Here is a 16,550-nt window from a genome sequence, read left to right as displayed (position 1 = left end):
GGCGGCCGCCCTCCTCCTCAGTCATATCGCTGGTTGCGTCGTGTCCCGCCCGCCGCCGCCCCCCCTTCGGGGCCCACCAAAAAAAACCACCGTCGGCCGGCCCCCCCCCCCCCCCCCACAACAGCACAGAGAAATCGCTAAGGCCCCTGCACGTGCTGCAAAATCACCTTGGCCAAGCCTTCGTAGTCGCCTTCAAAATGATGATCGCCGGGCAGCTTGATCAACTGCGCGCTCCCTGCAGGCAACTTCGGGCACAGCGCATCATCGTCATCGGCGCCATAGATGCACAGCGTGCGATCGGCAGCCATCCGCCGCACTTCCGGCGCAATCGGCAAACCATCATCGCCGCCGCTGGAAATCCAGTTGCTGACATGGAACTCATAGTCAGCGCGCTCGCCCACCGACATCAGCGCGGTCATCCGCAGCATCTGCGCCGTCGCCGGCGGCAACTTGTTGATGGCTGCTGGCAGCACATCGGCACCTTGCGAGAAACCGATCAACATCAGTTTTGGTCGCTGCCAATGGTTGGCGTAATAACGCGCAATCCGGTCCAGATCGAGCGCAAAGCCGGCCGGTGTGCGCTCACTCCAGAAGTAACGCAGCGAATCGACGCCGACTACTGGAATCCCCGCCTCGGCCAAGGCCCCGGCTACATCCTTGTCCAAGCCCGCCCAGCCGCCATCGCCGGAGACGAATACCGCGAAGGTGTCGCCCTGCCCGCTGGCCGGTACTTCCACCAGCGGCAGACCGTCCAGATCCTGCGGCACCGCAGGCAGGCTTACACCGCGCTGTGCGCCCAGCACACGTGCAGCTGCAACCTCGCCAGGCAAGGCACTGCCCGCAGCGGTACGCGCGAACTTGCGCGCCCACGGCACCGCAGCAGTGAATGCAGCAATTTCCTTCGCCGGACAGGCCTGCCGCTTGTCTGCCAGCGCGTTCAACCAGGGGAAGCGCAAGGGCTGCGGCAACAGCGCGCGCCCATTGATGGCATCACCGCAGGTCATCGTCGCGTTGCGCAACTGCGGGCAGAAACCTTCGGTCAACAAGCCGGCAAATACGTCCGGCCCAGCCTGTGTAGCGACCGCATAGGCCAGCGCCGCACCGGCACCATCACCGCCGAGGATGGGCAGGTGGTAGGTCGGCACGTGGTAGTAGGCCTGCACATAGCGCGAAAAATTCTCCACGTCGCCAGCAGAGAAACCACAGTGCGCGCCCTCCTTGGCCAGCACCCGGTACAGATGGCCGGCGTCGATGTCGACCACCATCGCGCCATCATCGCGCAGCGCCTGCAGCCGAGCCTGCCGTTCCGCTGGAGCTGCCGCATCAGCGAACCACAGCACCACGCGCTGTACCGGCGCACTGGGCAGCAGCACCGGTACATGTTCGAAGCGTCCATGGCTGACCTGTTCGGCCGCCATTGCCGGCACCGCCCACAGGCTCATTGCCAGCGCCCACATTCCCCACATCACACGTGCCATGTACAGGCCTCAAGAACGGTGCTGCAAAGCCTACGCCCATGGCGGACGGAAAGGTGTCGAAACCGCCGGCTCAGGCCTGCGCTTCGGGATGACGTGCAATCCATTCGGCCAGCCGCTGCCGGTAAAGCAGCAGCTCGTCGGTATACAGATCCAGCACGCACAGCGGGCAGCCGCTGCCACAGCACTCGTTTGGACCCGGTGCTTCCGGTGGTTGCGGGCGCGGGTCGGGATCTGCAGTTGCAGGGACTGGGACGGGCGATTCGTTCATTACAGCGGCCGGTTCGGCCCTATCAGCAACGGGACAAACGACATTTTAGCCAAAGCGCGGACTCAGGCCGTGGCCCGACGCAGATTGGCGCGTGCCGCCGCATCGTAACGTTCATGGAAGAATGCGCTGAAGAAGATGCGCGGCTGCTGCAGCACCTTCTTCAGGAAGCGTCGCCGGTTGAGCCGGAACAGGAAGCCCGGCACCTTGCCTTGGTACTCCTCGGCGATGCCTCGGTCATAGGCATCAAATACCGCGTCTGGCGCAGCCAGAATCGCCATGTCGCTGTCCAGGAACAGCGCGGCATCCGCATCCAGCTCTGCGCCATCCAGGCTGCCATGGCGCGCGGTGAGTTCGATCAGCACGATCACCCGCGCGACGTCCACCTCGGTATCCGGCAGCCAACGCTTGATTCCGGACGCGGCCAACTGCGCCGAGCGCGCCTCGTTGTCGCCGCGCCCTGCCTCGTAGATGGCGTCGTGGTAAAGCACCGCCAGCAGCACTTCCAAGGGCTGCTGCCAGCCGGGGCCAGCGGCGACATCGCGGTAGTGCTGCAGCAGCGCCTGCACATGGCCAAAGTTGTGATACGCACGCGGTGGCTGCGCGTAGGCGGTTTTCAGCTCCGCCAGCAGCGGCGGCGGCAGGGTCTGCAACAAGTCGTTCATGGCCGCATCTTGGCATGAAGCCAGGAACTGGACAGGCCCACCGTCAATCGGGGAGCCACGGATTGCACCGCAGACGGCAGCCCCGGCTCAGCCCAGCTGCCAGCGGCCTTCGATCTGGTAACGGCCCTGGCCGAGGAAACTGCGCACCAGCACGAATTCACGCACGAACCAGCGGAACGGCTGCACCGGCTGGATCGGCAGGCGACGGCGGTCATACAGCAGGGTCATGTGCGGGGTGAAGCGCGGGTCCAGCTTGCCGCCCACGCCCTGCAGGCAGCGCGCCAGTTCTTCGTGCAGGCCATTCAACAGCTCTGCGCCGTACTCACTGCGCAGCACGAACGGGTTTTTCACGCTGCCGGCAAAGCTGCCCACCTGGTCAAAGCAGACCTCGAACTCGGGCATGCGCACCCGCGCAGCGGCCTGGCGCACCTTGGGCAGCAGGCTCGGCGGCAGGCCGGCGTAGTCGCCCAGGTGATGCAGGGTCACATGCAGGCGCTCAGGCGCCAACGGGTGCCCGACCAGACCATGTTCCTCGCGCAGCCCACCGGCCAGCTCGGCCACGCGCTCGGCCGTCATCGGGTCCGGCATCACGGCAAAGAACAGGCGCTCGGTTGGAATATCGCTGCCCAAGCCCAGGGTCATCTGGGCCTCGGTGGAGGAAAGCTGCTTCGTCATGGTCTGGTATCGAAAGCCGGCTGCCGTACCCGCTCCGTTGCGGCGGCCACTACTGTCTAGGGCCGCGGATACTAGCAGACCCCGCCGGTCGCGGCCCGGCCATGGCGAAAATTTCACCATCGCTCGGCGAGCCACGCCGCACAAGGGCTGCCAATAGTTATCCACATGTTTGCACAGGGCTGGTCCACACCCGCTGTGGATTTGTCCCCGCCTCGCTTCCATCCCCCCGCAACAGGCCTACACTGGGCAGGCCGCAGCAAACTCCGGGTGATCGCCATGATCGGTTGGAATGCGTTAGTCCTGCTCGCCGCCAGCAGCCTGGCCTTGGCCGCGCCACCGCCGCCTTCCGCTCCCGCTCCCGCTCCCGTGACGGTGCCAACGCCGGAGCAGGTAATGGCCGTCCCGCCCGAGATCCACGCGCAGTTGCAGGAGCGCGTCATCAAGGTCGCCAACTCCCCGGAGCAACGCCTGCACCTGCTGGTTGAGCTGGTGTTCCGACCCGAAGGGCTGGGCTTGGAGTATGAAACCGCCGCCACCTTGACGGTCGCCGAAACCTGGCAGCGGCGCCGTGCCAACTGCCTGTCCTTCACCTTGCTGTTTGTTGCCCTGGCCCGTGAAGTCGGCCTGGAGGCGCAAATGCAGGAGGTCGGCCAGGTAGTGAGCTGGTATCAGGACCAGGGGCTGATATTCAATGCCAGTCACGTCAATGTCGGCATGCGCGTGGGGGGCCGCAGCGCAACCCTGGACCTGGACAGCAACGTGCTCTACGACCGCCGCGGTCCACAACCCATCAGTGACCGCCGCGCGCTCGCCCATTTCTACAACAACCGCGGAGCCGAACAACTCGCCGCTCGTGATTACCCGGGCGCCCGCGCTTACTTCGACGCGGCGCTGCGGATGGAACCTCGCTTCGCCCCGGGTTGGAGCAACCTGGGCGTGCTCGAATCACGCGTAAACAACCTCGACGCTGCAGCAAGGGATCTGGAAACCGCTCTGTCCATCAATGCTTCACACGCGCCGGCCCTGCAGAACGCCACCAACCTCTACCAACGCATGGGCAACACCCGCCGCGTTGCACAGCTGCAGGATCGACTGGAACGGGTCCGTGCACGCGATCCGTTCTACCAATACATGCAGGGCACCGCCGCCGAGCGTGCCGGCAACTACGCCACGGCCGTGCACTATTACCGCGAAGCGGTGAGGCTGTATGGCAACGCCCACCAATTCCACTTCGGCCTGGCCCGCGCGTATTTCCTCAGCGGCGACAACCATCTGGCAATGCGTGAGATGAAGCGCGCCCGCGACCTTGGCGGCGACCCGATGCGAGCGGTCTACCAGAGCAAGCTGGATGGAATCCGCAGGCTGGAAGCGCGCCACGCGGCGCGCTGAACGCGCACCGTGGGCGGCAAAAGCAGGGCTCAGGCCTTGCGCAGGAAACAGGTCTTCAGCACCAGGCCTTTGATCTTATCCGAGTTGCCTTCGATGTTTTCGGCATCGTCTTCGACCAGGCGGATGTTGCGGATCACCGTGCCCTGCTTGAGCGGGATCGATGAGCCCTTGACCTTCAAGTCCTTGATCACGGTAACGGTATCGCCGGCCACCAGCACATTGCCGTTGCTGTCGCGCACCACCAGCGTGGATTGGGCCGCTTCGCCAGCCGTCCACTCGTGGCCGCAATCAGCGCAGATCCACAGCGCGCCATCGGCATAGACGTTTTCCAGCGAACACTGCGGGCAGGAAGTAACAGACATGGGGGACTCCCGTACATTGAATAACGCCATAGTGTAGCCGCTCGGGTCACAGTCGCTCACACCACCGCCACGTACACGGCGGGAAAGTGACTGCGCGGCAATATGCGTCGCGTTGGCAGGAGCACCCGTGGCAAGAAGCAGCGGCTCGCGATTCGTCATCTATGTGGCGCTGGCCGGCAACCTGGGAATTGCCGTTGCAAAATTCATTGCTGCAGCGGTTTCCGGCAGCTCGGCCATGCTCAGCGAAGGCGTGCATTCGCTGGTGGACACCACCAATGAAGTCCTGCTGCTGCACGGCCTCAATCGCGCCCAGCAACCGCCGGACCGCGCGCACCCACTGGGCCATGGGCGCGAGCTGTACTTCTGGAGCTTCATCGTCGCCGTGCTGGTATTTGCATTGGGCGCGGGGGTTTCGCTGTACCAGGGCATCATCCATCTGCGCAACCCAGAACCCATCGCCAACCCCAACATCGCCTATATCGTGCTCGGCGTCTCACTCCTGTTCGAGGGCACCTCGTGGTGGGTGGCACTGCGCGAGTTCCGCGCCGGCAAAGGGCGCTACGGCTATTTCGAGGCCTTCCGCCGCAGCAAGGACCCGAGCACCTTCACCGTATTGCTGGAAGACAGCGCCGCACTGCTTGGCCTGCTGATCGCATTGGCCGGATTGATCGCTGCGCAGTGGCTGCAGAAACCTGAACTGGATGCGCTGGCCTCGATCGGCATCGCCGTGGTGCTGGCAGTTGCCGCGTTCCTGCTGGCGCGCGAAACCAAGGGCCTGCTGATCGGTGAGCCGGCCCACCCTGAACTGGGCGAGGCCCTGCTGCAGCTGGCTGCGGCCGACCCGGAGGTGGAGAGCGCCAACGGCATCCTGACCATCCAGGTCGGCCCGAATCAGGTGCTGGCTGCGCTCAGTGCGGCATTCGACGATCGCTGCACAACCCAACAGATCGAGACCTGCGTGGCTCGCATCGAGCAGGCAGCGCGGCGCCAGCACCCGGAAATCGTTGCGCTGTTCGTCAAGCCACAGACGCCGGAGGCCTGGCAGGCCCGCCTGGCGGCGCTGGAGGCGCCATCAACCAGCAACATGTGAAGCCAGCCGCGCGGCGGCGTAGTAAAGTGCGCGGCCGATTCAACAGCAAGACCGCAGGCATCATGAAACTCGGCATCGACTTTGGCACCAGCAACTCGGCCGCCGCCGCGCACATCGACGGCAAGGTAGTCCCGGTCAGTTTTGGCGAAGCCCAGCAGTTCCGCACCACGGTGTACTTCCCCGAAGTGATGCGCGACCCCAATGATTTCGAGCTGACCCCGGCACTGGAAGCGCAGGTCGAAGACCTGATCGAGTCCGGCCGCCGCGACGCCCGCGCCGTCGGCAATGCGCGTACGCAGGAGCAACTGCGCAGCGCGGCGCTGCGGGTGGTGCGCCGGCAATGGATGGAAGAGCGCATCCGCGAACCGCGCAGCTCCACCGCCCTGCTGCAGAACGCCGTTTACGGCGATGACGCACTGGAAGCCTACTTCGAAGAAAACGAAGGCAATCTGGTGCAGAGCCCGAAATCCATGCTGGGCTACAACCTGCATCCGCGTGCCAAGCAGACCATCACCGGCATCGCCACGCACATCCTCGAACACATCCGCCTGACCGCTTCGCGCCAGCTGCAGCACAACGTGCGCAGCGCCCTGCTCGGCCGGCCGGTGCAGTTCCGCAGTTCGATTGGCGCAGCCGGCAACGATCAGGCACTGGATATCCTGCGCAGCGCGGCAATGGCGGCAGGCTTCGACGAGGTCGACTTCCTCGAAGAGCCGGCTGCCGCAGCCATGCATTACCACGCCGTCAGCAGCGAGCGCCACGAAGCGGTGATCGTCGACGTCGGCGGCGGCACCACCGACATCGCCCATGCCAGCGTTGGTGGCAACGCGGCGCCGCAGATCCATCGCGCCTGGGGTGTCGCCCGTGGCGGTACCGACATCGATCTGGCGCTGAGCCTGGCCGGCTACATGCCGCTGTTTGGCCGCGGCATCACCCGCGTGCCTGCGCACCACTATGTGGAAGCGGCGATGGTGCAGGACATGACCCGCCAGCGTGATTTCCGCCAACACAACTACGACTCGGTGGAACTGCCGTATGGCCCGCGCCTGCAGGCCCTGCAGGACACCGGCAATACCGCACGCCTGTACCGCGCGGTGGAACAGTGCAAGATCGCCCTGAGCAGCCAACCGCACCACAACAGCGTGCTGGAGTTCGTCGAAACGGGGCTCGCGGTCGACATCGACGCGCCGCATCTGACCTCGGCTGCCGGCAGCTATCTGGCTGAGTTAGAAACCTTGCTGCAGCAGGTGCGTGCCGATATCGGCCACGACCCGGCAGCGGTGTTCCTGACCGGCGGTATGTCGCGCGCCGGTTACATCCAGCAGGCCGCTGCAGCGGCCTTCCCGGGCGCCAAGCTGGTGCACGGCGATCCGTCGTTTGGTGTGGTGCAGGGGCTGGCGCTGGCGGCGAAAACCGGGGCTGCCGTAGGAGCGGCGTAAGCCGCGAAGCTGGGGATCCAGAAGCCCCAAAGCTTTACCCCTCCCCCAGCCCTCCCCTTTTGCTACGCAAAAGGGAGAGGGCAGAAGCGCTCCCCCTCCCCAGCCCTCCCCTTTGCTGCGTAAAAGGGAGGGAGTAGAAGCCTTGCCTCCCCTGCCCTTCCTTTGCCAATGACGCAGGGAGGGAGTGAATCAACGATCCAGGCTCACCCGCACGCCGCCCGAATGCGACTGGATGGAAATATCGCCATCGCCGCCGCCAATCCGTGCATCCAGGCTCTTGCCCGGCCCGTAGCGCGGGCTCTCCACCTGGCCTACGTCGGAGCGGATGCTGCCACTGAAGGTGCTGACCTTCAGCTGCGCCGAAGTATTGGCCGGCAAGCCCAGTGAAACCGAGCCACTCACCGTCTCCAGATTCACCCGGCCACCCGGCTGCAGGCCGGCACTGCGCACGCCAAGGCTGCCGGATACCGACTCGGCGCTGAGCCGCTGCACCTTGGCCAGATCCAGAGTGATTCCGCCCGACACGCTATTGGCCGAGACCTCACCGCCGCTGGCACCTGTCGCATTGATGCCACCGCTGACCGTCCTGGTCTCCAGCCGCGAGGTCTGCAGCTGCGAGCGGATCGCGCCGCTGACCGTGGTCAACTCCGCCTCACCGGCACGGCCATTGGCAGTGATGCTGCCGCTGACGGTGCTGCTCTGCAGACGACGCAGGTCCACCTCGGCCACATCCACGCCAGCACTGACGGTACTGGTCTGCAGTTGCGCAGCGCGCGGCACCCGCAGTTCCAGCACCGCACCGCGGCTGCTGCGGCTGTTCTGTGGGTAGACCACCTTCAACGCCACCCGATTGGCGCTGCTTTCCACTTCAAGTCGCTGGCCTTCGCCCAGCGAGCCGGTCAGCTGTACTTCGTTGCGGTCCCAGCCACGCACGGTGACCGAACCGGCCACATTGCTCAGTTCCACGCGGCCGCCGCTGGACAAGGGCAGGCTGCGGTTGACCGCGGTCTGCGCGAATGCGCTGGTCAGTGGGGCCAGCAGCAGGGCTGCGACGATCAGTTGGCGCATGCAAGTTCTCATCAGGTGCTCCTTCAAGTCGAAAGTCCGGTCGGGTTGACGCCCTTGCGGGTAAGCTCCAGCCGCAGCGCGTAGGTGCGCTGCAACTGTCCAAGTAGAAAATCGGCGTCGGGGCTCTGCGCGATGGCGCTGCGGATGCTGCCCGCGCTTTCATCCAGTTCCCGCAGCGCCGGCTGCAGCTCTGCGGCCACGTTTTCCTGCGGAAGCGTCGCCATCGCCTGCCGGTATTGGTAGGTGATGGTGTTGGCCTGATGCTGCAGCGCCGATTCCTCGACAGCGACGGATGCCGGAGGCTGCTGTGGCAACAACAGCACGCTGGCCATGCCGACCAGCGCCACCACAACAGCGGCGGCGGCATAACGCAGCCAATGCCGGCGCGGTGCGCGTCTTGCGGCAACGTCATCCCTCGAACAGACCGGCACCGCGATAATCGGTTCGTTGCGCGGGGTCTGCTCAAGCTCCGCCGAGATCCGCTGCCAGACAGCAGCCGGTGGTATCCGTTCGGCTGGCAGATCGCGCAGGCGCTGTGCCAGCAGGTCATCGTGGTCGTTGTCGTGGTTGTTCATCTTGCGTCTCCAAGCCGCGTGCGCAACAAACTGCGCGCACGATGCAACTGGGCCTTGGAACTGCCGACAGCCATCTGCAGTTCCACGGCGATTTCCTGGTGTTTCCAACCTTCAATGTCATGCAGCACCAACACCGCGCGGGCACGCGGCGGCAGCGTCAACAAGGCGCGTTCCAGGTCCATGCCGGTGGCGTGGCAGCGCGGCGTATCCGCCATCTCCGCCAGTAGATCCATCCCCGACTCGCCGATATCCAGTGATTCGAAGGTAGTCGCGCGCAGCTCCATCAGCGCCGTATTCACCGCCAGCCGGTGCAACCAGGTGGCCAGCGCGCTCTCGAAGCGGAACTGCGGCAACTTGCGCCAGGCCTGGATGAAGGTTTCCTGCAACACGTCCTCAGCCCGCGCAGCGTTGCCACCGCACAGGCGCCACAGCAAGGCGTACAGCCGTGGCGAATGGCGCCGGTAGATGCGTTCGTAGGCGCGGGTATCGCCAGCTGCGGCGGCACGGGCCAGCGCGGCGTCATCGACGACGACGGGCGGAGAGGGAGCAGTGGCGGTCACGGTGGCGTCGAGCATATCCATTGGATGCGGCAAGCAGCAAAAAGGTTTAAACCCGGATCAGGCTTTGCCGAAGCGGCCGACAGCCGGGCCCTGACTGGCAGCAAATGCCGCCCTGGCCGACAATCGCCGTTCGCCAAAACCGTTGCCGCCCATGTTGCGTACCCCCGCCCTGCTGCTTTGTGCCGCCCTCGCCCTGGCTGGCTGTGCCAGCACTCCGTCCGTCACCGAAGCTCCGGCACGCGCCCAGCGCATGCCGCAGGAAGCGCAGGCGCCGGTCATCCTGATTTCCATTGATGGTTTCCGCAATGACTACCTGGACCGCGGCCTGACCCCGACCCTGTCCGCGATGGTGGCTGGCGGCGCCCGCGCCGAGTTCATGCGGCCGTCTTATCCGTCGATCACCTTCCCCAACCACTACACCCTGGTCACCGGCCTGCGCCCGGACCACCACGGCGTCATCGCCAATTTCATGACCGACCCGACCATCCCCGGCGTGCGCTTCAGCATGTTCGACCCGGCCACCGTCCGCGACGAGCGCTGGTGGGATGACGGCAAGCCGTTGTGGACCAGCGTGCGCGAACAGGGCGGCCGCGCTGCGGCGATGTTCTGGGTCGGCTCGGAAGCGCCGGTACACGGCGCCCGGCCTGAGTTCTGGCGGCCGTTCGACATCAAGGTGACTTCGCAGCAACGCGTGCAGCAGGTGCTGGAGTGGCTGGCACTGCCCGCCACGCAGCGCCCCCATTTCATCACCCTGTACTTCGACAAGGTCGACACCATGGGCCATCGCCACGGCCCGGATTCGGCTGAATTGAACACAGCGCTCGGCGAAGTGGACACCGCGATCGGTGAGCTGCTGGCCGGCATCAAGGCACAGGGACTGCAGCAGAAGATCAACATCGTGGTCACTTCCGACCACGGCATGACCGCCACCGATCCAAGCAAGCAGGTCCTGCTGGATGACATCGTCGATGTCAGCAAGCTCGACTTCGGCTGGACCGGCGCCTATGCCTCATTCGACGCCCTGCCCGGTGGTGAAGCGGCGGCGCAGCAGCTGCTGGCCAGCAGCATCCCGCACATCCAGTGCATGACCCGCGAGCAGATCCCTGCGCGTTTCGAATACGGCCATCACCGCCGCGTACCGGCCTACATCTGCACTGCAGAACTGGGCTGGCAGGTCACCACCCGCATGGCCGAAAAGCGCAAGAACCACGAGCTGCTCGGCGAGCATGGCTATGACAACACCTTGCCGGACATGTATTCACCGTTCATCGGCTATGGTCCTGCCTTCACCCCCGGCGTGAGCATCGCGCCGATCGACAATGTCGATATCTATCCGTTGCTGGCCCGGCTGTTGAACATCACCCCGGCCGACAACGACGGCAATCCCCGCCACACCGACGCTGCACTGAAGCACTGACGCACCCGCAAGGAAACCGCATGAAGCACTACCTCCCCGCCTCGATGCAGCAATGGATTGAACCCATGAACACTGGCCTGAGCATCCTGCTGATCCTGGTCGTGGCCTGGCTGCTGCGCCTGCTGACCCGGCGCCTGCTGGCTCGGCTTGGGCGCCATTACACGCTGCCGGCGCAGATCGAGATGGCGATCCGGCGGTTATCCAACTTCATCATCGGTACCGTGGCGCTTGTCGCCATCCTGCAGACATTGAACGTCCAGGCCAGCGTACTGTGGACGGCGTTCACCGGCTTTGCCGCGGTCGGCGCGGTCGCGTTCTTCGCCGCCTGGAGCGTGCTGTCCAACATCTTCTGCACCTTCCTGATCTTCACCACCCGGCCGTTCCGCCTGGGCGACCAGATCGAGCTGCTGGAGAACGGCGAGAAGCCTGGCCTGAAGGGCGTGGTCACCGACATCAACCTGATCTACACCACCCTGCATGAAGTCGGTGGCCCGGTCGACGGCACCTTGATGCAGATTCCCAACAGCCTGTTCTTCCAGCGCGGCCTGCGCCGTTGGCGCGGCGGCGATTCCAGCACCATCACCGTGCAGGGAGATGGCTGAGCAGGCCGGGACAGAGCTCAGTACAACCACGTCACTGAGCCCATGATCCCTGCGAAAGCAGGGATTTTTCTGGCGCGGGCGCTTGCCCTTGCTTCGCCTCCGGCGCTGCCTCGACGGCCAAGGCATGCACAACATCCCTACCGGGACCAACGCCCAAAGCCGCCCTCTAACTACCTGAACACCCCTCTGCCACCAGCGCCCCGGTCCACAGCGTTCCGCTCGCGTCAACATCACCCGTGCGAAAATTGCCAACATTGAGCGACCGGCCCGGTCGCAAGCCCGCACGCAATGTCCGCCTCTTCCGATACCTCATGCCCTGCCCCGCAGGCAGGCGACGCTTTGGCCGTTGCCGAACTCCACGACCAACGCTCTGACCGCCAACGCTGGCTCAGCGTCATCGCCCTGGCCTTGGCAGCGTTCGTCTTCAACACCAGCGAATTCGTGCCGGTAGGCCTGCTCAGCGACATCGGCGCAAGCTTCGGCAAGCCGATCGAGCACGTAGGACTGATGCTGACCATCTACGCCTGGGTGGTCGCCCTGACCTCGCTGCCGTGCATGCTGCTGACCCGCAACATGGACCGCCGCAAGCTGTTGCTGGGCGTATTCGCATTGTTCATCGCCAGCCACGTGCTGTCCGGCGTAGCCTGGAGCTACCCGGTACTGATGGTCAGCCGGGTCGGCATTGCACTGGCACACGCGGTGTTCTGGTCGATCACTGCCTCGCTGGCAGTGCGCGTGGCGCCACAGGACAAGCGCCCGCAGGCCCTCGGCCTGCTCGCCACCGGTACTTCGGTGGCAATGGTGCTGGGCATCCCCCTGGGCCGCATCGTTGGCGAACTGCTGGGCTGGCGCATCACCTTCATGGCCATCGGCGGCGTCGCCCTGCTGGTGATGCTGGTGCTGGCACGCTTGCTGCCGGCCCTGCCCAGCCAGAACAGCGGCTCGGCCAGCAGCATCCCGCTGCTGCTGCGCCGGCCGGCATTGATGGCCTTGTACCTGCTGGTGATGGTGGTGATCTCCGCCCAGTTCACCGGCTACAGCTATATCGAGCCGTTCGTGCAGAAGATCGGTGGCTTCGATGCACACGTGACCACCCTGGTACTGCTGCTGTTCGGCGGCATGGGTTTCGTCGGCAGCGTGTTGTTCTCGCGCTACGGCCTGCGTTGGCCGCGTGGCTTCCTGCTGACCGCGATCGGCACGCTGGCGGCCAGCCTGTTGCTGCTGCGCACGGGCCTGCATAGCAGCTGGCTGCTGTATGCGCTGGTATCGGTGTGGGGCGTGGCGATGATCAGCTTCGCGTTGTCGATGCAATCCAAGGTGCTGAACCTGGCCTCCGATGCCACCGACGTGGCGATGGCCTTGTTCTCGGGCATCTTCAACATCGGCATTGGCGCCGGCGCCTTGATCGGCAGCCAGGTCAGCCTGCAGTTGGGCATGCAGCACATCGGCCTGGTCGGCGGCCTGATCGCCGCCGCCGGCTGGCTGTGGTGCCTGTTTGCGATGCTGCACTGGAGCGGAAGTTTCCGGCTTGGCGGCGCGAAGCACTGAGCTGTGGCACCGCACCCGTTTGCGAGCTGCGGACTGCAGGTATGCTTCCGCCCACGCCCCTGCTCCCGGGGGCGTGCAAGGGGGGGGCATGGATCAAGACATCACTCTGCGCGACGCGGATATCGCCGATGCAGAGGCGCTGAGCGCGCTTGTAACCCCACTGGCTCGCCATCTGCTTGATGCGGACAGCGGTGCCAGCGCGCATGCCTTCCTGGCCTCGCTGGCTCCTGCCAGCTTCGCCGATCGGCTGATCGACAAGGAGTTCGCGCACTACCTGATTGAGGATGCAGATGTACTTGTCGGCATGATCGCAATACGTGGCGACAGCCATATCCATCATCTGTTCGTGAGCCGCAGCAGCCGCCAGCGCGGCATCGCGCGACGGCTCTGGGAGCATGCACTGCGTGTACACGGTCGCCGCGAGTACACGGTCAACTCGTCCGAGATCGCAGTGCCGGTGTATGAGCGCTTTGGCTTTGTCAGCAAGGCCGCGCCGCAGACCGTGAAGGGCGTGCGCTTTGTGCTGATGGAGCGGCCGCGATTGGTGCCACGAGTGGTGCAGAAGCAGTACTTGAATGATGTGTTGCCGGGACCGGGGAAAAGCTGAGGCTTGGCTCTGCTCTTTTACGCCGTCATTCCCGCGCAGGCGGGGTTTTCAACCGACAAATGTCGGGTCCTCACTCTTGTTGTTGGGCTTTTGCTCTGGCGTTGCCTGTCGAGCTAAAGCCAAAGCCAGAGCGATCCCCGCCTGCGCCGGGAAGACAAACAGGTGTAGAGCCAGAGCAAGGGCCGAAGCCACTGCCGCGGCGAACACCACAGCCCCTCAACGCAGCTGGCTATCCTTGCTGCCGCGCCGGTTGTAACCGGCAAACGCCTCGTCTTCGTCCTGGGCCTGCTGGCAGGCAATGCACAACCTCACGCCGGGCACAGCCTTGCGTCGCGCTTCGGGAATCGGCGCATCACATTCTTCACAGTGATCCAGCCCCGGGCCGCTGGGCATGCGGCTGCGCGCACGCTTGATCGCGTCTTCAACGGTGGCGTCAATCTGATCCTGAACGGCGGTGTCGCCCGCCCAACCGGTAGCCATGCCCTGTCTCCACGTACAGCAACATGGGCAAGTTGACGCCAGTGTGAGCACATTTCAAGGCGTGGGGGTGGGGGCGTACAGCTCTGTGAACAAGATGCGCCACACCTGCCCCATCCGCTGCAGGCGTCGCGTCGCGCCAATGCGCGCGAACGCCGCCCACTGTCAGCGCATGGGCGCCGCACTCACCACATCAGGTCGTCAGGCACCTGGAACTGGGCGTAGTAGGCGTCGTCCTCGGCATTGCCGGTGGAAATCGGCGTATCCGCACTCTGGCCGTGGTCGAGCACGATCAGGCTGGCGTCGCGCTCGCGCACCTTTTCCGCCGCCATGCGTGGCAGCAGCTCGAAACTGTCGCCGTGACGGGCAATCACCAGCGCGCCATTGGCCAGCTGGGTACGCAGCGCCTCGGTGACCAGCATGGTGCGGATCACTGCGCCGTCATTGAAACGGTATTCCAGCTCACCGGCACGCGGCAGCTTGCGGTCGGCAATGATCTGCCGGGCCTGCGCACGCAGCTCATCGGCACGACGCTGGGCATTGCGCTCGGCGGCAAGCTGGCGGTCCTTCTCGGCCTTCTCGGCGCGGGCCCGGTCGGCCTCGCGCTGGCTCTCGGTCGCGTTGACCGGGCCTTTGCCGTGACGCGCCTTGACCTGCTCGCGTGCCACCTGCGAGACCTGCGATTTCTTCACCAGGCCAGCCTTGAGCAGCTGTTCCTGCAGTGGATTACCCTTTGCCATCGTCGTTGTTCATGGTTCTGTTGCCGAGGCTGCCATCATAGCGGCCTGCCCGGTCCCGCCCAAATGCCCATGCTTCCGCTGAAATACCTGAATGGCTATCCCGAACACCTGCAGCAGCGCGCCCGCGAGCTGCTGGACGCGGGCAAGCTGGGCGAAGCCGTCCGCAAGCGCTACGCCGAGCCCAACCCGGTGCGCAACGACCGCCAGCTCTACGACTACGTGCAGGCCATCAAGGAGCGCCACCTGCGCCAGTCGGTGCCGCTGGGCAAGGTGCTGTACGACGGCAAGCTGCAGGTGGTCAAACACGCGCTGGGCACGCATACCGCTATTTCCCGCAACCACGGTGGCAAGCTCAAGGCCAGCCGCGAGATCCGCATTGCCAGCGTGTTCCGCGAGGCCCCGGCCGAGTTCCTGCGGATGATCGTGGTCCACGAGCTGGCGCATATCAAAGAGGCCGACCACAACAAGGCCTTCTACCAGCTGTGCCTGCACATGGAGCCGGATTACCACCAGCTGGAGTTCGACCTGCGCCTGTACCTGACTGCCTTGGAACATGAACCCGGCTGAGCCGCCCATCGCCCCGACCCCGCCACAGCGCTACACTCCCCGCCCTTCGCAGAACCCATAGCCGCCATGACCACCCCTATCCGTCTCGACAAGCGCGTTGCCGCGCAGCTGCAGTGCTCGCGCTCGCAGGCCCAGCAGTACATCGAAGGCGGCTGGATCAGCGTCAATGGTGTGGTGGTGGAAACCCCGCAGACCATGGTCTGCGAGGAAGTGATCACCCTCGCCGCCGAGGGCAGCACCGAAGCCGCTGAAGCGGCCACCTTCCTGATCAACAAGCCGGCTGGCTGTACCGCCGAGCAGTTGTTCGCGCTGCTGGCCGACGACAACCGCTTTGCCGATGATGCCTCCGGCATCCGCCCGCTGCGCCGTCATTTCCAACGCCTGGACTACCTGATGCCCTTGGACGATGCCGCCAGCGGCCTGGTCGTGCTGACCCAGGATTGGCGCGTGCGCCGCCACCTGCAGGAATCCGGCTACAGCCTGGAGCAGGAATTCGTGGTCGAAGTAAGCGGCGAACCCACCCCGTGGGCGATGCCCAAGCTCACCCATGGCCTGATCTACGAAGGACGCAGCCTGCCGCAGGCCAAGATCAGCTGGCAGAGCGAACAGCGCCTGCGTTTTGCGATCAAGGACGTGCGCCCGGGCCAATTGCAGTTCATGTGCAGCCAGGTTGGCCTAAAGGCCGAACAGATACGCCGGCTGCGCATCGGCCGCATCGGCCTGAGCAAGATGCCCGAGGGCCAATGGCGTTATCTGGCCACCGAGCAGAAGTTCTAGGTCAAGGCCAGGCTTGGTCTTGTAGGAGCGGCGTCAGCCGCGAAGCTGGCAATGGTTCCGATCGGCACCAAACAAGCCATCCGGCGATCTGCAGTCGCAGGTAAACAGTGCACGGATGATATATCGGCTTGGGGGGGGGGGGGGGGGGCGGCGGGCCCCGCGGCCGGGGGGTCGGTGGGGGGGGGGGGGGGGGGGGGGGGGGGGGGGGTGGGCGGGGCAGGGGGCTCGCGGGCCGGGGAGGGCCGGGGG

The 16,550-nt window shown here is 65.2% G+C and carries 19 protein-coding genes; 9 read left to right on the top strand and 10 right to left on the bottom strand.

Annotated features, from left to right (window positions below):
• Nucleotides 1-137 precede the first annotated feature (137 nt).
• From ACVOLV_RS19575 to thpR, 4 genes are all read right to left on the bottom strand, one after another.
• Nucleotides 138-1,478, bottom strand: a complete 1,341-nt coding sequence (locus tag ACVOLV_RS19575; protein WP_481555809.1) for a virulence factor family protein — start codon at nt 1,476-1,478, stop codon at nt 138-140.
• 70 nt (nt 1,479-1,548) lie between these two features.
• Complete coding sequence (locus ACVOLV_RS19570) at nt 1,549-1,746, bottom strand: oxidoreductase-like domain-containing protein (RefSeq protein WP_481555808.1); 198 nt, start codon at nt 1,744-1,746, stop codon at nt 1,549-1,551.
• A 62-nt stretch (nt 1,747-1,808) separates the two neighbouring features.
• Nucleotides 1,809-2,408 carry an HD domain-containing protein gene (locus ACVOLV_RS19565; RefSeq protein ID WP_481555807.1) on the bottom strand — a complete coding sequence of 200 codons (600 nt, stop codon included), beginning with the start codon at nt 2,406-2,408 and terminating at the stop codon, nt 1,809-1,811.
• Between the two features lie 87 nt (nt 2,409-2,495).
• Nucleotides 2,496-3,083, bottom strand: a complete 588-nt coding sequence (thpR, locus tag ACVOLV_RS19560) for an RNA 2',3'-cyclic phosphodiesterase (protein ID WP_481555806.1) — start codon at nt 3,081-3,083, stop codon at nt 2,496-2,498.
• Between the two features lie 276 nt (nt 3,084-3,359).
• On the opposite strand from thpR, the gene ACVOLV_RS19555 reads away from it, so the two are divergent.
• On the top strand, nt 3,360-4,472 hold the full coding sequence (locus tag ACVOLV_RS19555) for a tetratricopeptide repeat protein (protein ID WP_481555805.1): 1,113 nt from the start codon (nt 3,360-3,362) through the stop codon (nt 4,470-4,472).
• A 29-nt stretch (nt 4,473-4,501) separates the two neighbouring features.
• Here the strand turns inward: ACVOLV_RS19555 and ACVOLV_RS19550 are convergent, their stop codons facing one another.
• Entirely contained in the window at nt 4,502-4,834 is a 333-nt protein-coding gene (locus ACVOLV_RS19550; protein WP_481555804.1) for a zinc ribbon domain-containing protein YjdM, read from the bottom strand.
• 100 nt (nt 4,835-4,934) lie between these two features.
• Between ACVOLV_RS19550 and ACVOLV_RS19545 the strand changes: the two genes are divergently transcribed.
• Both ACVOLV_RS19545 and ACVOLV_RS19540 read left to right on the top strand, forming a co-directional pair.
• Nucleotides 4,935-5,924, top strand: coding sequence for a cation diffusion facilitator family transporter (locus tag ACVOLV_RS19545; protein ID WP_481555812.1), 990 nt, complete (start codon nt 4,935-4,937; stop codon nt 5,922-5,924).
• A gap of 62 nt (nt 5,925-5,986) precedes the next feature.
• The gene (locus ACVOLV_RS19540; protein WP_481555811.1) at nt 5,987-7,363 is read left to right on the top strand and encodes an Hsp70 family protein; all 1,377 of its coding nucleotides are present in this window, start codon (nt 5,987-5,989) and stop codon (nt 7,361-7,363) included.
• 189 nt (nt 7,364-7,552) lie between these two features.
• Here ACVOLV_RS19540 and ACVOLV_RS19535 read toward each other — a convergent pair whose 3' ends face one another.
• The 3 genes from ACVOLV_RS19535 to ACVOLV_RS19525 are packed head-to-tail and all read right to left on the bottom strand — an operon-like array spanning nt 7,553 to nt 9,581.
• Entirely contained in the window at nt 7,553-8,431 is an 879-nt protein-coding gene (locus ACVOLV_RS19535; protein WP_481555803.1) for a DUF4097 family beta strand repeat-containing protein, read from the bottom strand.
• Nucleotides 8,432-8,454: 23 nt separating this feature from the next.
• Entirely contained in the window at nt 8,455-9,006 is a 552-nt protein-coding gene (locus tag ACVOLV_RS19530) for a hypothetical protein (RefSeq protein WP_481555802.1), read from the bottom strand.
• Nucleotides 9,003-9,581 carry an RNA polymerase sigma factor gene (locus ACVOLV_RS19525; RefSeq protein ID WP_481555810.1) on the bottom strand — a complete coding sequence of 193 codons (579 nt, stop codon included), beginning with the start codon at nt 9,579-9,581 and terminating at the stop codon, nt 9,003-9,005. Before ACVOLV_RS19525 ends, ACVOLV_RS19530 begins: the two co-directional genes overlap by 4 nt.
• A 136-nt stretch (nt 9,582-9,717) precedes the next feature.
• Between ACVOLV_RS19525 and ACVOLV_RS19520 the strand changes: the two genes are divergently transcribed.
• From ACVOLV_RS19520 to ACVOLV_RS19505, 4 genes are all read left to right on the top strand, one after another.
• Complete coding sequence (locus tag ACVOLV_RS19520; RefSeq protein WP_481555801.1) at nt 9,718-10,983, top strand: alkaline phosphatase family protein; 1,266 nt, start codon at nt 9,718-9,720, stop codon at nt 10,981-10,983.
• A 20-nt stretch (nt 10,984-11,003) separates the two neighbouring features.
• Nucleotides 11,004-11,585: a mechanosensitive ion channel domain-containing protein gene (locus ACVOLV_RS19515; RefSeq protein WP_481555800.1), complete on the top strand. Its 582-nt coding sequence runs from the start codon at nt 11,004-11,006 to the stop codon at nt 11,583-11,585.
• Nucleotides 11,586-11,873: 288 nt separating this feature from the next.
• Nucleotides 11,874-13,133, top strand: a complete 1,260-nt coding sequence (locus ACVOLV_RS19510; protein ID WP_481555799.1) for a sugar transporter — start codon at nt 11,874-11,876, stop codon at nt 13,131-13,133.
• An 88-nt stretch (nt 13,134-13,221) separates the two neighbouring features.
• The gene (locus ACVOLV_RS19505) at nt 13,222-13,740 is read left to right on the top strand and encodes a GNAT family N-acetyltransferase (RefSeq protein WP_481555798.1); all 519 of its coding nucleotides are present in this window, start codon (nt 13,222-13,224) and stop codon (nt 13,738-13,740) included.
• Between the two features lie 216 nt (nt 13,741-13,956).
• Here ACVOLV_RS19505 and ACVOLV_RS19500 read toward each other — a convergent pair whose 3' ends face one another.
• The gene (locus ACVOLV_RS19500; protein WP_303749447.1) at nt 13,957-14,220 is read right to left on the bottom strand and encodes a DksA/TraR family C4-type zinc finger protein; all 264 of its coding nucleotides are present in this window, start codon (nt 14,218-14,220) and stop codon (nt 13,957-13,959) included.
• 182 nt (nt 14,221-14,402) lie between these two features.
• Nucleotides 14,403-14,957, bottom strand: coding sequence for a DUF2058 domain-containing protein (locus ACVOLV_RS19495; RefSeq protein ID WP_481555797.1), 555 nt, complete (start codon nt 14,955-14,957; stop codon nt 14,403-14,405).
• Nucleotides 14,958-15,026: 69 nt separating this feature from the next.
• Here ACVOLV_RS19495 and ACVOLV_RS19490 point away from each other — a divergent pair, with 69 nt between their 5' ends.
• Together ACVOLV_RS19490 and ACVOLV_RS19485 are read left to right on the top strand one after the other, a co-directional pair.
• Nucleotides 15,027-15,524, top strand: a complete 498-nt coding sequence (locus ACVOLV_RS19490; RefSeq protein ID WP_303749993.1) for a M48 metallopeptidase family protein — start codon at nt 15,027-15,029, stop codon at nt 15,522-15,524.
• Nucleotides 15,525-15,590: 66 nt separating this feature from the next.
• On the top strand, nt 15,591-16,301 hold the full coding sequence (locus ACVOLV_RS19485; RefSeq protein WP_481555796.1) for an rRNA pseudouridine synthase: 711 nt from the start codon (nt 15,591-15,593) through the stop codon (nt 16,299-16,301).
• Nucleotides 16,302-16,550: the final 249 nt, after the last annotated feature.

The sequence above is a fragment of the Stenotrophomonas sp. STEN023 genome, from assembly GCF_056760135.1.
Note: the sequence above shows the minus strand (reverse complement) of the source record. Positions and strands in the feature narration are given on the sequence as shown.

Coding starts and splice junctions, on each gene's coding strand:
- ACVOLV_RS19520 (WP_481555801.1), top strand. CDS start 9,718: ATGTTGCGTACCCCCGCCCTGCTGCTTTGTGCCGCCCTCGCCCTGGCT.
- ACVOLV_RS19510 (WP_481555799.1), top strand. CDS start 11,874: ATGTCCGCCTCTTCCGATACCTCATGCCCTGCCCCGCAGGCAGGCGAC.
- ACVOLV_RS19495 (WP_481555797.1), bottom strand. CDS start 14,957: ATGGCAAAGGGTAATCCACTGCAGGAACAGCTGCTCAAGGCTGGCCTG.
- ACVOLV_RS19490 (WP_303749993.1), top strand. CDS start 15,027: ATGCTTCCGCTGAAATACCTGAATGGCTATCCCGAACACCTGCAGCAG.
- ACVOLV_RS19555 (WP_481555805.1), top strand. CDS start 3,360: ATGATCGGTTGGAATGCGTTAGTCCTGCTCGCCGCCAGCAGCCTGGCC.
- ACVOLV_RS19515 (WP_481555800.1), top strand. CDS start 11,004: ATGAAGCACTACCTCCCCGCCTCGATGCAGCAATGGATTGAACCCATG.
- ACVOLV_RS19530 (WP_481555802.1), bottom strand. CDS start 9,006: ATGAACAACCACGACAACGACCACGATGACCTGCTGGCACAGCGCCTG.
- ACVOLV_RS19540 (WP_481555811.1), top strand. CDS start 5,987: ATGAAACTCGGCATCGACTTTGGCACCAGCAACTCGGCCGCCGCCGCG.
- ACVOLV_RS19505 (WP_481555798.1), top strand. CDS start 13,222: ATGGATCAAGACATCACTCTGCGCGACGCGGATATCGCCGATGCAGAG.
- ACVOLV_RS19570 (WP_481555808.1), bottom strand. CDS start 1,746: ATGAACGAATCGCCCGTCCCAGTCCCTGCAACTGCAGATCCCGACCCG.
- ACVOLV_RS19535 (WP_481555803.1), bottom strand. CDS start 8,431: ATGCGCCAACTGATCGTCGCAGCCCTGCTGCTGGCCCCACTGACCAGC.
- ACVOLV_RS19575 (WP_481555809.1), bottom strand. CDS start 1,478: ATGGCACGTGTGATGTGGGGAATGTGGGCGCTGGCAATGAGCCTGTGG.
- thpR (WP_481555806.1), bottom strand. CDS start 3,083: ATGACGAAGCAGCTTTCCTCCACCGAGGCCCAGATGACCCTGGGCTTG.
- ACVOLV_RS19485 (WP_481555796.1), top strand. CDS start 15,591: ATGACCACCCCTATCCGTCTCGACAAGCGCGTTGCCGCGCAGCTGCAG.
- ACVOLV_RS19565 (WP_481555807.1), bottom strand. CDS start 2,408: ATGAACGACTTGTTGCAGACCCTGCCGCCGCCGCTGCTGGCGGAGCTG.
- ACVOLV_RS19500 (WP_303749447.1), bottom strand. CDS start 14,220: ATGGCTACCGGTTGGGCGGGCGACACCGCCGTTCAGGATCAGATTGAC.
- ACVOLV_RS19550 (WP_481555804.1), bottom strand. CDS start 4,834: ATGTCTGTTACTTCCTGCCCGCAGTGTTCGCTGGAAAACGTCTATGCC.
- ACVOLV_RS19525 (WP_481555810.1), bottom strand. CDS start 9,581: ATGCTCGACGCCACCGTGACCGCCACTGCTCCCTCTCCGCCCGTCGTC.